General features: G+C 41.6%; 10 protein-coding genes and 1 pseudogene. 6 read left to right on the forward strand and 5 right to left on the reverse strand.

Going from position 1 to position 14,475, the window contains the following annotated elements; genetic code table 11:
• The first annotated feature begins 127 nt into the window (after positions 1 to 127).
• On the forward strand, positions 128 to 1,696 hold the full coding sequence (locus F824_RS0122630) for an ArnT family glycosyltransferase (protein WP_019600228.1): 1,569 nt from the start codon (positions 128 to 130) through the stop codon (positions 1,694 to 1,696).
• Here F824_RS0122630 and F824_RS0122635 read toward each other — a convergent pair.
• The 4 genes from F824_RS0122635 to F824_RS0122650 form a co-directional block, all read right to left on the reverse strand.
• Positions 1,693 to 2,562, reverse strand: a complete 870-nt coding sequence (locus tag F824_RS0122635) for a DUF5777 family beta-barrel protein (protein WP_019600229.1) — start codon at positions 2,560 to 2,562, stop codon at positions 1,693 to 1,695. The genes F824_RS0122630 and F824_RS0122635 overlap by 4 nt on opposite strands.
• 48 nt (positions 2,563 to 2,610) lie before the next feature.
• Positions 2,611 to 3,180: a YceI family protein gene (locus tag F824_RS0122640; protein ID WP_236613243.1), complete on the reverse strand. Its 570-nt coding sequence runs from the start codon at positions 3,178 to 3,180 to the stop codon at positions 2,611 to 2,613.
• Positions 3,177 to 3,680, reverse strand: a complete 504-nt coding sequence (locus tag F824_RS0122645; RefSeq protein WP_019600231.1) for a QcrA and Rieske domain-containing protein — start codon at positions 3,678 to 3,680, stop codon at positions 3,177 to 3,179. The genes F824_RS0122640 and F824_RS0122645 overlap by 4 nt, the downstream gene beginning before the upstream one ends.
• A gap of 494 nt (positions 3,681 to 4,174) precedes the next feature.
• Positions 4,175 to 4,732, reverse strand: coding sequence for a hypothetical protein (locus F824_RS0122650; protein WP_019600232.1), 558 nt, complete (start codon positions 4,730 to 4,732; stop codon positions 4,175 to 4,177).
• 173 nt (positions 4,733 to 4,905) lie between these two features.
• On the opposite strand from F824_RS0122650, the gene smc reads away from it, so the two are divergent.
• The 5 genes from smc to F824_RS0122675 all read left to right on the forward strand — a co-directional run bounded on the left by smc (position 4,906) and on the right by F824_RS0122675 (position 13,689).
• Entirely contained in the window at positions 4,906 to 8,445 is a 3,540-nt protein-coding gene (gene smc, locus F824_RS0122655; protein WP_019600233.1) for a chromosome segregation protein SMC, read from the forward strand.
• A gap of 128 nt (positions 8,446 to 8,573) precedes the next feature.
• Positions 8,574 to 9,470, forward strand: a complete 897-nt coding sequence (locus F824_RS0122660) for a bile acid:sodium symporter family protein (RefSeq protein ID WP_019600234.1) — start codon at positions 8,574 to 8,576, stop codon at positions 9,468 to 9,470.
• Positions 9,471 to 9,556: 86 nt separating this feature from the next.
• Positions 9,557 to 10,570, forward strand: coding sequence for a lysophospholipid acyltransferase family protein (locus F824_RS0122665; protein ID WP_026333872.1), 1,014 nt, complete (start codon positions 9,557 to 9,559; stop codon positions 10,568 to 10,570).
• A 162-nt stretch (positions 10,571 to 10,732) separates the two neighbouring features.
• Positions 10,733 to 11,827, forward strand: a complete 1,095-nt coding sequence (gene hppD / locus F824_RS0122670; protein WP_019600236.1) for a 4-hydroxyphenylpyruvate dioxygenase — start codon at positions 10,733 to 10,735, stop codon at positions 11,825 to 11,827.
• Positions 11,828 to 11,955: 128 nt separating this feature from the next.
• Positions 11,956 to 13,689 (forward strand): phospho-sugar mutase, encoded by a 1,734-nt coding sequence (locus tag F824_RS0122675; RefSeq protein WP_026333873.1) that lies wholly within the window; start codon positions 11,956 to 11,958, stop codon positions 13,687 to 13,689.
• A gap of 457 nt (positions 13,690 to 14,146) precedes the next feature.
• Here the strand turns inward: F824_RS0122675 and F824_RS0122680 are convergent.
• Positions 14,147 to 14,475, reverse strand: a pseudogene (locus tag F824_RS0122680) (IS110 family transposase); the annotation flags it as partial.

The following is a 14,475-nucleotide window of genomic DNA, read 5'->3' on the forward strand; positions in this document are numbered from 1 at the left end:
CTCATTGACACATATTGTCAGTTTCAGTGATTGAATGAAGTCGTATTTCTGAAAATCTAAGGAAGAAAAGCTGGATTCTAGTTTAAATTACCTTATTTCAATTTAAGTTTATCTTTCAAATGAATTCATGCCCTTAAAGCTTCCCCGACAATATCTCAGCCTTTTTGTAGGGTTTCTTTTTCTATCCCTTTATTTTTGGTTGGGGTATGATGGGATCACTTTTAGTGACGATGTCTATTATTTATTGACGGGCAAAAAATTTTGGGAGGGCATTCCGATTTCCGATGACTATCACTTCAGTTCCCGTTTTGGGGCTTATGTTTTTTCTGGGTTTTTCAGCCATTTATTTGGTCTCAACGATCATTTGGCAGCACTGGCTTCTCTTTTTAGCTACTTGATTTCGTTTTACCTGCTGTGGCGTTTGTCCAAGCAAAATACTTATCAGTGGTGGTTTACGGGATTCTTCATTACCCACATTTATTTTCTCCATTTTTTGCCAAAAGTTTACCCCGACAGCCTCCTTGTCTTGTGGGTCATTGTGGTCCCGCTCACTGCCATTTATCGAAACAAATCTCCCTTCTGGATGGCTTTGGCCATGGGATTGGCTTTTATTATCGGGTTTTCAACCAAAGAAACAATGGTGCTTTTGCTTCCTTTTCCCATTATTTTATTTTTTCATGACCTGGTCCATAAGCGACCGATTGCTTTTTACCTCTGGTTTGGGATTTGGTCAGTGGTTTTGCTTTCCCTGTATTTTGGATTTTTCCACTGGAAATTCGGCAATGTATTTTACCGTTTGGAAATGGTAAATGAAGGCCATTATATTTCAGAATACACCTACCATGACAAGGGGATGGGGGCAATTTTCAGTCGTTTGACTTACATTCCATTTTTTGCATTTGTGGAAAGGGCTTATTGGCCCTGGCTGGTCTTGGCGATTCCTGGACTTTGGATGGCATTCAAATCCCAGAAACCAATTCTCTTTGAATTTGCACTGACCGTTGGCTGTCTTGTTCTGGGCTTTTGGTTCATGACCTCCACCCTGGATTTTTACAATCCGATCTATCTCAATCCGAGACACCTTATTGTTCTTATCGGACCATTGTCGGTTTTGATTGCGATGGGAGTTTCCGATTGGATGAGTAACAAAATCTGGATCAATTGGCTGAGCATCCTTTTTATTCTGGGTGCAGCAATTGCGCTTTGGCTGCATGATTTTAAAATGTCGGGCTATTTATTGGCCTTTGGTTTGGCTGTTTTTTTCCTTAAAACGACAAAGCAAAAAACTGTGGCCATCGCTATTCTGTTGCTTCTTCCTGTGCTGGCCAGTATCAGACATCAAGGGCAAATCAAGAATTACAATCATTTTATTAAAGCTTTCAATGAAACTATATTAAACAATGAAAATGAGAATCTTATACTGATCAACAACTTCGTTTACTTGAGCAAGGATATCCTCCTTCCGGAACTAGAAATAGCGAAAAAAAAGTTGGTTGCCTTGGAAAATATCGACCGGGTCAAGACTGAAAAACCTGATGAATTTGAGCTTTTCGTTTACAAATATTACCTACATGCCTATCCATCGGAACAGGAGGATATCAAAGCTTTTGAAGATTGGGCCAAAACTCAAAACTATTTGATAGTGGATGAAAAAGAGGACCAATGGATTTTATCCAGAAGGTATAAAATTAACTAGTCGGCTCTCTTTTTTTTGCCCGTGGCGAAGATTCTGTTGACATTGAATCCCAATCTGAATTTTTCTCCAGCAACACCATTTCCCCCTGCCAATAGATATTGCTCATTCAGCGCTTGAGAGGTTACAAAATACATTTGAAATACGTGGCCTCCTGCTTCCAAATCAATTCCGACTCCCAAATTATTTCTTAAATCATTGTTGAGATTGGGTATCCATTGTAAGGTCAAAGAAGATTTTCCTGTCATCTTGTATTTACCACTGAATCCCAAAGCCAAATAGAGATTTTGGTCTCCTTCAATTTGATAAAGCGCCCTTGGGTCATTGAAATAGGCCATCATCGGACTCAATTGTACACTGATTTTTTCTGAAAATTTTCTGGCGAGCATCAATTGAGCAGCATAACTGGTTCTGTCCATCAAATCCGGCGCATCCTCATTTAAGAAACTGTAATTGGAGGTATTGACTGCTGCGCCTCCCATCATGGAGAGGGAAAAAGGGGTTTTGTTGTCTTGGGTCTGACTAAAAAAATGGTACCTGCCATAAAGGTTGTACACCTTATCGGTACTGGCCCTAGCAGCGCCAAGGGAAAATTTTTCGGAAAACCCATATTCAAAACTGAACTGGATATTGGCCCCATTGTCCAAACCATAAAGATCTTGGAGGCCCCCATCGATGGTCCCAAAAGTGTGCATGATCGCAAAATGCAGTGCTTTTTTATCCAAAGGCTCCACGGTAAGCAAATTGATATGCCTTGGCGCATGAAAAATAAGCTCCTCTTTTTGGCTCCCATCGGCCAATTTTCGCTCCAACTGTGCCATTGAGGGATGTGAAAGAAACAGGGCGAGGATTAATATTTTAATTTTCATAGTGCTCGGCTTTGGATTCAAAAATCAGGATGATTTGGAGAGGTGATGTTATTTCGTATTTACAGTTTTTTTCTTCAGGTTTGCCTTGATGCTAATCGTTTGTTCTTCAGACAATTCATAAAAAATCACCGAGGGAATGGCTATATTATAATCACTCAAGAGGATTTTGAAGGTAGCTTCCAACTGGATTTCCGAATCGGAAATCCAAGTGATCTTTCCAGGTACCACCATATTTTTCTCCTTGCCATGTATCTTGAAGGTACCGGTTGCGTTCAGCAATTTGCTTTGGCCTTTTTCCAGTTTAACCTGTTCATTGATTTTACCAGTAAACTCGGCAAAAGGATACTTTTTTGTCTCCAAGTAATTTTCCCGCATGTGCCGATCCCGGAGACCTATTCCAGTTTTAAGGGTATTGAGGTCAATGAAAAAATCAAAACTGTTTTTTTCAAAATCCAACAAGCCATTCAAATCGTCAGAAACTCCGGTGAACTCGTTTAAGGCTGCTTTGGACAAGAATTCTGCCCTCCCTTTGTCCGTATTGTAGGTTTGACCCTTCATTTCGAAAGAGAAGGTGACCAGGAAAGCAAAAAAGAAAAAGACAATTAAATTTTTCATCATGATTTGGTGATCGTTAAAATTTTGTTGTCGAGACGGGTAGGAAAACTTGCCAAGGCTTGGTTGGCCGGTCCGGTAAGCACATTTCCGTCGGTACTAAATCTTGAGCCATGGCAGGTACATGTAAATACATTGCTGGCAAACCTCCAATCTTTGTCACAACCGGAATGGGTACACACAGAGGTCAAGGCATTGAATGAATTGTTCCCAACATTGACCACTAGCAATTGGGCGGGAATAATCAGAACCCATCCACCAGCAACATTTAACCCTGTTGCCTGATCAAGATTGATGGTGACGGTATTTCCACTGACAGTAATGCCTGTAGCTCCAGCTGGAGGATTGTTGTTGCCTGTATTTGGATTGGTATCCTCATCACTGCTGCAGGAGGTAAAAAACCCGACCCCAAACATTGACATGATGGCCAAGGAGCCTGTTTTTTTTAGAAAATCCCGTCTGGGATCAGAAAGATTTCCGGTTTTTACTTGAAGAGAATTTTTCATACGGTCATTTACGAGAAGTGTTGAAGGATTGGATCTGGAGTTTCATAATTTATTCACCTGATGGTAAGACAGCTGATTTTAAAACCCCATTTAATTAACACTCGAAAAATTAAATTGTTGATTGCCAATAGCAAAAAAATAAATTTAACCCAAACGCTAAGACACCAAAAAAGTAACGTAAAGCATCTAACTTGATTAAGTTAGATGGAATGTACATTCCATTTCCCAATGGGATTGAAACTGCAAGAAAATCAGACTATTATAGGGATTTGACGTATTCCCGATATGGTGAAGTCAAAAACAATCAACATATAATGAAACATCAGTTAATTATAATATTGAATTGAGTTCGTAATGCATAAAACGAGTTAAACTCCCTAAAAAATTGAATTCCCCGAAACAGGGAAATTTTTAAAAATTCACTTGATCCACATTACCCGGTCGAAAAATAAATTTCTACTCCCTTACAATAAAGCACTTGGAGGGAAAAAACTTCAAAACTGTTTTCGATTCAGGATTTCGCTCAGAATAATGGCATCCTTCACGGTAGCTGGATCCTTCAGCATACGGCCAATTCTATTGGCAGGCTTTTCTTTTTTGGCTTCCTTGTCCAATTGCAGGACAATTGGACCATTCAAGCTGGATGAAATTCTCACTTGCTCGTCCAATGTCAGAATTTTGGGACGTTCCGAATCCCCAACAAATCCCTGAAAATCCCCATATTTTCTGGAAGTTTCCACGGCGGTTTTATCAGCAGCCACCATCGGCTCCATCGGTCTTGAAACCGGCTTGTTGACTTTGGGCGTAGTCGCAGGCTGAACGGATTGTCCCTGACCTGTTTCTGGTAAGTTGGCTTTTCGCTGATCCTGCCCAGCCCTGATTTCCTTCAGCAGATCTTCAAAGGAAGTTGGCCTTGGTCTTTCATTTTCTACACCGCCATCTTGATCCGTCTCTTCATCCATGAATTCCTTTTCTTTTTTGCCCTTTTTGACGGCAGAATAGATGAAATAAATGATGATGGCGATGATATAAATTATATTCCCTGGTTCCACTTATGTTGTGTTTTTTATAACTGATCCAAGATAGGGATAAAATCCGAAGGTAGAAAAAAGAAGTCCTGAATATAGGCTCTATTGATATGAATTTGCCTCCGCAACCCTGCTTTTCTTGGTTAATTTGGAGAATGGTTTAATTTTGCTTTAGATTCAAAATAATTGGCGTTGGGATGTTGCTGAGCAAACTGGAAATAAAGGGTTTTAAGAGTTTTGGAGACAAAATGGTCATCCATTTTGACAAAGGGATTACCGGTATCGTCGGTCCAAATGGCTGTGGAAAATCCAATGTGGTCGATGCGATCCGTTGGGTTTTGGGGGAACAAAAATCCAGAATGCTCAGATCGGACAAAATGGAGAATGTCATTTTCAATGGCACCAAAAACCGAAAACCAACCAATCTGGCAGAGGTTTCCCTGACTTTTGAGAACACAAAAAACCTCCTTCCAACCGAATTTACCCACGTCACCATCACCCGAAGATACTACAGAAGCGGAGAAAGCGAATACCTGCTCAACGGGGTGGTTTGCCGCCTAAAAGACATCAACAATCTTTTCATGGACACGGGGATCAACTCCAACAGCTATGCCATCATCGAGTTGAAAATGATCGAGGAGCTGCTGAATGACAAGAACAATTCCCGAAGGGAGTTATTTGAGGAGGCCGCCGGGATTTCTAAATTCAAGAATAGGAAAAAGGAAACGCTACGCAAGCTTGAGGATACCGATGCCGATTTGTCCAGAGTGGAAGATGTGCTGTTTGAAATCGAAAAAAACCTGAAAAGCCTTGAAAAACAAGCAAGGCAAACCGCACGGTATTTTGAATTGAAGAAGGAATACAAGGATGCCAGCGTCAATTTGGCAAAAAAATCCGTCAAAAAGCAAAGCGAGAACCTCATCGGTCTCCATGAAAAAGTCCAAGAAGAAAACGACAGAAAACTTCAGGTAAGCTCCAAAATATCAGAAAAGGAGGCTTTTCTCGAACAAAGTAAAGTTGCGCTGCTCCTGAAGGAGAAACTCTTGTCCTCTCGCCAAAAAACCCTGAACGAGCATGTCAACAAAATCAGGCAGTTTGAAAGCGACAAAAAGATAAAAAATGAAAGGCTGCGGTTTTTGGAAGACAGGGCGCAGAAACTTCGCGAACAGATCGACAATGACCGCAAGTCAAATGACAGGGCTGGTTTCAGTATCCGCTCTTTAGAACAAGAAAAAGAGAGCGCAGAAAAGCTCCTGGCAGAGAGGGAATTTACGGTGGAAGCCCTGAAACTTGCCTATGAGGAGCAGAAAGCCAAACAATCCGAAATCCAAGAGAGACAAAAAGAACGCAACAGGGATTTTTCATCCCGAAAAGACTTGGTGTACCAACTCTCCAAAGATCAGGAAATCAAGCAAATTCAACTCTCCACCCTCAAGCAAGAACTAGAAAAGACTACTTCAACCGACCATAACCAAGAAGCAAGTTTGGTGGATTTTGAGGACAAACTGGTCATTCTAAAAGAGGATTTGGATGTGAAAATGGATGATTTGACCAAAATCAAAGCCAAGGAAGAGGATCAAAACCAAAAAATAGAAGAAACAAACCACATCATAGAAATCATCCGGGAGGAAGTCACGCAATCTTCGCGTAAGCTGGATGCCCGACAGAATGAATTCAACTTGACCAAATCATTGGTCGAAAATCTTGAGGGATTTCCAGAGGCAATCAAGTTTCTGAAGAAAAATTCCGACTGGGGAAAAGACATGCTCCTCCTATCGGATATCTTGACCACGGAAGAAAAATACCGGGTGTCGATTGAAAATTTTCTGGAAAACTACATGAATTATTATGTGGTGGAAACAGAGCACCAAGCCATCACTGCGGTAAACCTCTTGAGTGATGCCGCAAAGGGAAAAGCAAATTTCTTTGTTCTTGAGCATTTTGACCGCTTTCAGCCTTCGCATACCAAACTTTTTGCCAACGCCATTCCAGCAACGGAAATCATCGAATATGATGAAAAATATGCCAAACTGATCAGTTTCATTCTGGACGAAGTGTATATCGTCAGGGGAGAATTTCACGATTTTCCGGAGGACAAAGACACCATTTTCATCACCGAAAGTGGGAAATTCACCAAAAGAAAATTCAGCATTTCCGGAGGTTCAGTCGGACTATTCGAGGGAAAACGGATAGGAAGGGCCAAAAACCTGGAAAAACTGGAAAGGGAAATCAAGGAACTGAACAAAAAAGTGAGTCTGACCCGATCCAACCTTGACAAAAAAGTCAGCGACCTGATGAAACTCAAAGAGGTGAGCTACAAGTCCACCATCGAGAAGCTGCAACAGGAAATCAACGAGATCAACCAAGAATACGTGTCCATACGGACCAAAAAGGAACAACTGAGCGAAATCCTTTCCTCCAATGCCAACAAAATGGAAGACATCCTGGAAAGGATCGATCAACTTCAGGAAGAACTTGGGGAAATTGTGCCGGCACTTCTAAAGGAAAGGGCACATTTTGAGTCCCTTGAGGCGGAATTGGAAATGCTGAATGCCGATCTCGAATCAGAATCCGAACATTTGAGCCAAAAATCAAACGGCTTCAACCAAGAAAACATTGCCTATCTCCAGCAGGCCAATCGGGTAAACAGCCTCGACCAGGAAATCGATTTCAAGCGGAGCGCCTTCGAAAGCAGCAAGGAAAGAATCGAAAAATCTCAACTTGAACATGCTTCCATTGATCAGGAAATCAGATCCCTTTTGGACAATGATGAAGTTCAGGATGATGAATTGATCGAATTTTATACCGAAAAAGAAAGCATCGAAAGAGGTGTCAACGAAGTCGAAAAGGAGTATTATGCAGCCCGTGGTGAAATAGACGAAACAGACAAACAAATCAGGGAACTCCAAAAAACCAGGCAAAACCTGGACACCATTGTAGGAGAACTCCAAAATTCCCTCAACGAAATCAAACTCAAGTTGAACAGCATGAAAGAGCGCTTGAGTGTGGAGTTTGAAATTGATTTGGAAGCGATGATGGAAGAAAATCCAGAAGTCGATGAGGAATACACGGCACTTGCCGAGTCAGATATCCGGGAAATCGTCTCCAAAGCCAAAGAAAGGCTTGAAAAAATAGGGCCGATCAATCCCATGGCCATGGAAGCGTATGACGAAATCAAGACGAGACACACCTTCATCACCGAACAAAAAGAGGATTTGGTGAAAGCCAAAAATTCCCTTTTGGATACCATCAAAGAAATCGATCAAGTGGCGAAAGAAACTTTCTTGGATGCATTTGGAAAAATCAAGGAAAATTTCGTGAAGGTTTTTCGATCGCTCTTTACCGCCGAGGATGATTGTGATCTTAAACTCGTCGATCCAGACAATCCATTGGAAAGTCCAATCGAAATCATGGCCAAACCCAAAGGAAAACGACCTCTGACGATCAACCAACTGTCGGGAGGTGAAAAAACCTTAACGGCCACATCCCTCCTCTTTTCCATATATCTGCTGAAACCCGCACCATTCTGTATCTTCGATGAGGTTGATGCCCCCTTGGACGATGCCAATATCGATAAGTTCAACACCATCATCCAGACTTTCTCGAAAGAATCCCAGTTTATCATCGTCACCCACAACAAACGAACGATGGCCAGTACCGATATCATTTACGGGATTACCATGATCGAAGCAGGCGTTTCGAGGGTAGTACCGGTCGATTTGCGGGAATTGGTCTAGAGTTGACTATGATTCAATTCAAGCTGCTTGCTTAGGAAATTGAAATCCCAGCCTTAAAAAATATACCGGCTTATTCATCGTCGAAATGCTTACCATGGCAGAAAAAATCCCGCCTTTAAAACCACAATATGCTCGAAGACCTGGACAAAAGTACCCTCAATTTTAACCAGGATTCACTTTTGCTGCTCAATGTCTCATTGGCCATCATTATGTTTGGGGTTGCTTTGGACCTGAAATTTTCAGGGTTTAAAGCCATTGCCAAAAACCCAAAAGCTTTTTGGATCGGTCTGTTTTCCCAATTCATTTTCTTGCCTTTTCTGACTTGGATCCTGATCAATATTCTCCAGCCTCCACCGAGTGTGGCGTTGGGTATGTTTTTGGTCGCCGCTTGTCCTGGTGGAAATGTCTCCAACTTTCTCAGTCATTTGGCAAAGGGGAATTCCGAACTTTCTGTCAGTTTAACAGCCTTTTCCACGGTTTTTTCAATTCTCCTTACACCTTTGAATTTTTCGATCTGGTCTGGATTTTATGGACCGACTGCTTCGATGATGCAAGTAATCAGTTTGGATTATTGGGACGTTTTCCAGACGGTTGCTTTGATTTTGGGAATCCCCTTACTGTTGGGAATCGCCATCAACAATCGCTTTCCCGATTTCGCTATTCGTGCAACCCGGATTCTGAAACCACTGAGCATCTTGATTTTTGCGGCTTTCGTTGGCATTGCTTTCGGAGGAAATTATGATTTGTTTGTGAAGTTTATCGGTGTCATTTTTTTATGGGTTTTGGCGCATAATTTCACCGCTTTGTTTTCTGGTTTTTCCTTGTCCAAAATCTTTCGCTTAAACCTGCCTGACACCAAAACCCTGACCATTGAAACTGGAATTCAAAACTCAGGATTGGCATTGGTCTTGATTTTTACTTATTTTGAAGGGTTAGGAGGAATGGCGATCATTGCTGCTTGGTGGGGGATTTGGCACATTGTCTCCGGGATTGCCATCGCATTGGTTTGGAAAAAGGTGAGTTAATCCCTCCTCATCCATCTTATGCGCAATGGATATTTAGCGTCTATTGTCTCACGTTTCACCCTAATCTACAGTTGTTTAATTCAGGCATGAAGGATTTAATAAATTATACAATGACGTTTTTGGTAAAGGTGGCTTTGCACCTATATTATTCCAAAATCCATGTAGTTGGAAGAGAAAATATTCCCAAAAACAAAGCGGTTTTGATTATTGCCAATCATCAGAATGCCCTGATCGATCCTATTCTCATTGCCACCCACCTCAATCTGAAGCCCTATTTTCTAACCCGTGCGAGCATTTTCAAAAATCCAATTGTAGCAAAACTGCTGGATTTCATCAGGATGATTCCAATTTTCCGCGTTCGGGATGGAATTGAAAACATGGAGAAAAACCAGGAAACCTTTGACCTGAGCACCAAAATCCTTTCCAGCAAAAAATCCATCTTGATTTTTGGTGAAGGAAATCATTCCTTAAAAAGAAATCTTAGGCCATTGAAGAAGGGCTTTGCACGCATTGTTGTCAAAACTCTGGAAAAAGACCCCGATTTGGATTTGGTGATCCTTCCAGTGGGGATAAATTACAGCAACCACAAAAATTCCGGGTCAAAAGTCCGCCTTATTATTGGCAAACCTTTTTCCCCAAAAGACTATTGCCCCGATCATGGACAATTGGTTCAGGCAACCCATGCGGCTTTAAAACCCTTGGTCAGCCACATACCAGAAGCCAATTATCAAAAAGATTTGGAGCGCCTCATCGAAAATGGGGTGGATCTCACGGATCCTACTTCAGTGGAATATTTCTTATCACAAGAAGACCTTAAGCATCAAATACCCGAAAAGGTGATCACCAAACCCTATTTGGCCAATAAAGTGATGAAGATTTTTCACTTTCCCATTTATTGGATTTGGCTCGCTATCGCTCGAAAGGTTAAGGATCCTGCCTTTACGGCTACTTTCAAGTTTGTGATCGGATTGGTAGCCATACCGATTTGGTACTTTTTACTCTGGACCATTTTTCCCGAAATGTGGGGAACTGCCTCGGCAATGACTTGGGGAATCTTGGGATTTGTTTATTTATTGGCAAACAAAACCGGACAAGAATGAAGGGTTGATTACAAAACATCAAAGAATTGACTTTGGGTCAATTCAATTGTTGTTTCCAAAAATCCGTAATATTTTGGTACTTCACCCGCATTCCCTTTTAAAATTTTATCTTTGTAATCAGTGAATCTTATACAGAATTATAAACCCAAAAATACAAAAATAATGGAACATGATTTTCTCCCCATCAACGGGACAGACTACGTAGAACTATATGTGGGCAATGCAAAGCAATCTGCCCTATTTTACCAATATGCCTTTGGGTTTGAACTTCTCGGCTATGCCGGTCCGGAAACAGGCGTTAAAGACCGTGCTTCTTATGTCTTGAAACAGGATAAAATAAGATTGGTTCTCACCACTCCCCTTTTTGAAGACCACCCGATAGCTGACCATATCAAAAAACACGGGGACGGCGTAAAAGTCCTCGCACTTTGGGTAGATGATGCAGAGAAATCTTGGAAGGAAACCACCTCAAGAGGTGCTATTTCCTATGAGGAACCGAAGACCATAAAAGATGCTTTTGGAGAGGTAAAAGTCGCTTCCATCCATACTTACGGAGAAACCATCCACACTTTTGTGGAGAGAAAAAACTACAAGGGTTTGTTCCTTCCCGGTTTTATCGAAAAGAAAACCGAGTACAAAACACAACCCATCGGCTTGAAATACATCGACCATTGTGTGGGAAATGTAGGCTGGGGTGAGATGAACAAGTGGGTCGAATTCTACGAAAAAACAATGGGCTTCAATCTATTGATCACCTTTGATGACAAGGACATTTCCACAGAATATACTGCCCTGATGTCCAAGGTGGTCAGCAGTGGAAACGGATACATCAAATTCCCGATCAACGAACCCGCAGAAGGCAAGAAGAAATCCCAGATAGAGGAATACCTTGATTTTTACAATGGTCCAGGGGTTCAGCACATGGCCATCGCCACGGACAATATCATCCATACCGTAACTGAATTGAGAAAAAGAGGCGTTGAGTTTTTGGAAGTTCCCGAATCCTATTACACTGATCTTTTGGACCGAGTAGGGAAAATCGACGAAGATTTACAACCCCTCAAGGACCTGAATATCTTGGTAGACAGGGACGAAGAAGGATACCTGTTGCAGATATTCACCAAGCCTGTACAGGACAGACCGACTTTGTTTTTCGAAATCATCCAAAGAAAAGGGGCCAAATCATTCGGAAAGGGAAATTTCAAAGCCCTATTTGAAGCCATTGAGCGAGAGCAGGGATTGAGAGGAAATCTTTAAGCTTTTCCCAAATGAAAAAAGTCCGGTTAAAAATTTAACCGGACTTTTTTTTTAGGTTTTAAACAAAGGAACATAGGAATTATTGCCGAAATATTTAAATTAGAAATTCATTCAAACTTTTTATTAAAATGACAACAATAGATCCAATGATTGTAGCCAAGGCGGAAGCATGGCTAAACAGTGACATTGACGAAAAAAGCAAGGGCGATATCAGGCTTTTGTTGGAATCACCTGACCCTACAGAACTGATCGACTCCTTTTATCGGGACTTGGAATTCGGAACTGGTGGCTTGCGAGGAATAATGGGCGTGGGCTCTAATAGGGTAAATGTCTATACCATTGCGATGGCCACCCAAGGCTTGGCCAATTACCTCCTTCAAAGCTTCCCCGGCGAAGAGATAAAAGTTGCCATCACCCACGACAATAGGATCAACAATACGCTTTTTGCCAATACGACAGCCAATGTATTTACTGCAAATGGCATCAAGGTGAAATATTTTAGGGACCTGAGACCTACGCCTATGCTTTCCTTTGCAATTCGCCATTTTGGCTGCAAAAGTGGCGTCATGGTGACGGCTTCACACAATCCAAAAGAATACAATGGATACAAGGCCTATTGGGATGATGGCGGCCAAGTAGTGGCGCCGCATGATAAAAACATTATCAACGAAGTACAAAAAATCACTTCGCTGGACAAGGTCAACTGGAATAAAAACGATGCGCTTATCGAATATATCGAAGAGGATTTTGATTGGATTTACCTCAATGAGGTAAAAAAATTGAGCCTGTCCCCCAATGAAATCATGGTGAACAGGGCCATGCCGATTGTTTTCTCTCCCATTCATGGCGCCTCCGGCAAAATGGTTCCTGCGGCTTTGAAGATTTATGGTTTTGAAAATATCCATATTGTCAAGGAGCAGGCAGAACCTGACGGAAATTTCCCGACGGTGATTTATCCCAATCCAGAAGAAGCCGAGGCATTGACCATGGCGATTGCACTTGGGAAAAAAGTGGGTGCGGAATTGGTTCTGGCAAGTGATCCAGACGGAGATCGCTATGCAGCTTGCGTTCCTGGTGAAAACGGTGAATACGAGCTGTTGAATGGCAATCAAACCGCAACGCTGCTGACTTATTATTTGCTTAACAAATGGAGGGAATATGGCAAATTGACCGGTGATCAATTTATGGTCAATACCATTGTGACCACGGAATTGATAGACGCGATCTGCCATGATTCCGGTGTGACGTGCTACTCCGTCTTGACGGGATTCAAAAACATCGCAGAAGTGATCAGAAGACTCGAAGGAAAGAAGCAATTTATCGGTGGCGGAGAAGAAAGTTACGGCTACCTCGTTGGGGATTTTGTAAGGGACAAGGATGCAGTTTCCGCTGCAGCAATATTTTCCGAGCTTGTCGCTTATTACAAAACCAAGGGACAATCCGTTCAGGATGTGTTGGCCGAAATCTACATGCAGTTTGGTTTCTATAAAGAATCCTTGATTTCCGTAACCAAAAAAGGCAAGGATGGTGCTGAGCAAATCCAGCACCTAATGACTGGATTCAGAACCAACAAACCAACGACCATCAATGGCATCAAGGTGACGAAGATTGTGGATGTGAAAGAAAGCAAAGTCTTTGATGTCGAAAACGGTACTGAAACCGAGCTTGATATGGACAAATCCAATGTGATTCAGTTCTACCTGGAAGATGGCAGCAAGATTTCCGCCAGACCTTCCGGCACCGAGCCAAAAATCAAATACTACTTCTCCGTGAATGAAGCACTTCCCAATGCGGATGCCTATCGCGCAGTAGAAGCATCATTGGATGAGAAAATTGAAGGTTTGAAAAAATTCTTCGGTTAAAACCCGACAAATCACGGGTTAAACCCGATAGATGCTTCCGGTTTCCGGAGGGAAGTTTAAAAAGTTATTATTTGACTGATTATCAATTAATTCTAGGCTTGAATTAAATTGATAAGGCAGAAAACGGGTTTAAAACTTCGAAATAAAAAAGCCCCCATCCGAACATATTGGATGGGGGCTTTTTTGCGTGTTTTGGGATTTTAAATTTCAATCAGGTAGGAAAGGAATCCCATTTTATTCATAAAAAGGGATTCCTGACTAGCCAAGAATAATGAAAATGGTTTTGACCTGTTTTATGCATTGCGAACCTAATTCAAGATTGTAATTAGCTGATATTCAATTAGGTATTGCCCATTTTTGACTTTACCCTATTGGTATCAGGAATTAGTCACCCAATAGCCTGGTTTTCATGCAGTTTCGATCCCAATAGGAAACCTAATGCATATTTCCATCTAACTTATGATAGGGCAGCATTTAACTCATCGGCTGACATATTCAGTGATAGCATCTTTTTTTTAATTGATGCTATCATTCGATCCTTCATTTCTTTTTGGTATTGGTCTAAATTACCGGGCTGGTATCTTTCTCCTTTTATAATCATGTTCCAGATAATTACTGCCAGCTTTCTGGCAGTTGCGGTAATGGCAGCTCCCCTTCCTTTGCGATAAGCCACTCGTTTGAAAAACCTTGTCAACACCCCATCTTTGGTTTTATCAATGGTGTTTGCAGCATTTCTTAAAGCCAGCGCCAACTTGTTACTCCCTTTTGGAGTCCGGCTTGAAACCA

The sequence above is a fragment of the Rhodonellum psychrophilum GCM71 = DSM 17998 genome, from assembly GCF_000381545.1.
Lineage (GTDB): Bacteria > Bacteroidota > Bacteroidia > Cytophagales > Cyclobacteriaceae > Rhodonellum > Rhodonellum psychrophilum.

Bases quoted from the DNA above. Each gene is read 5' to 3' on its own strand.
- F824_RS0122675 (WP_026333873.1), top strand. From the start codon at position 11,956: ATGACAACAATAGATCCAATGATTGTAGCCAAGGCGGAAGCATGGCTA.
- F824_RS0122630 (WP_019600228.1), top strand. From the start codon at position 128: ATGCCCTTAAAGCTTCCCCGACAATATCTCAGCCTTTTTGTAGGGTTT.
- F824_RS0122665 (WP_026333872.1), top strand. From the start codon at position 9,557: ATGAAGGATTTAATAAATTATACAATGACGTTTTTGGTAAAGGTGGCT.
- F824_RS0122640 (WP_236613243.1), bottom strand. From the start codon at position 3,180: ATGATGAAAAATTTAATTGTCTTTTTCTTTTTTGCTTTCCTGGTCACC.
- F824_RS0122645 (WP_019600231.1), bottom strand. From the start codon at position 3,680: ATGAAAAATTCTCTTCAAGTAAAAACCGGAAATCTTTCTGATCCCAGA.
- F824_RS0122660 (WP_019600234.1), top strand. From the start codon at position 8,574: ATGCTCGAAGACCTGGACAAAAGTACCCTCAATTTTAACCAGGATTCA.
- smc (WP_019600233.1), top strand. From the start codon at position 4,906: ATGTTGCTGAGCAAACTGGAAATAAAGGGTTTTAAGAGTTTTGGAGAC.
- hppD (WP_019600236.1), top strand. From the start codon at position 10,733: ATGGAACATGATTTTCTCCCCATCAACGGGACAGACTACGTAGAACTA.
- F824_RS0122635 (WP_019600229.1), bottom strand. From the start codon at position 2,562: ATGAAAATTAAAATATTAATCCTCGCCCTGTTTCTTTCACATCCCTCA.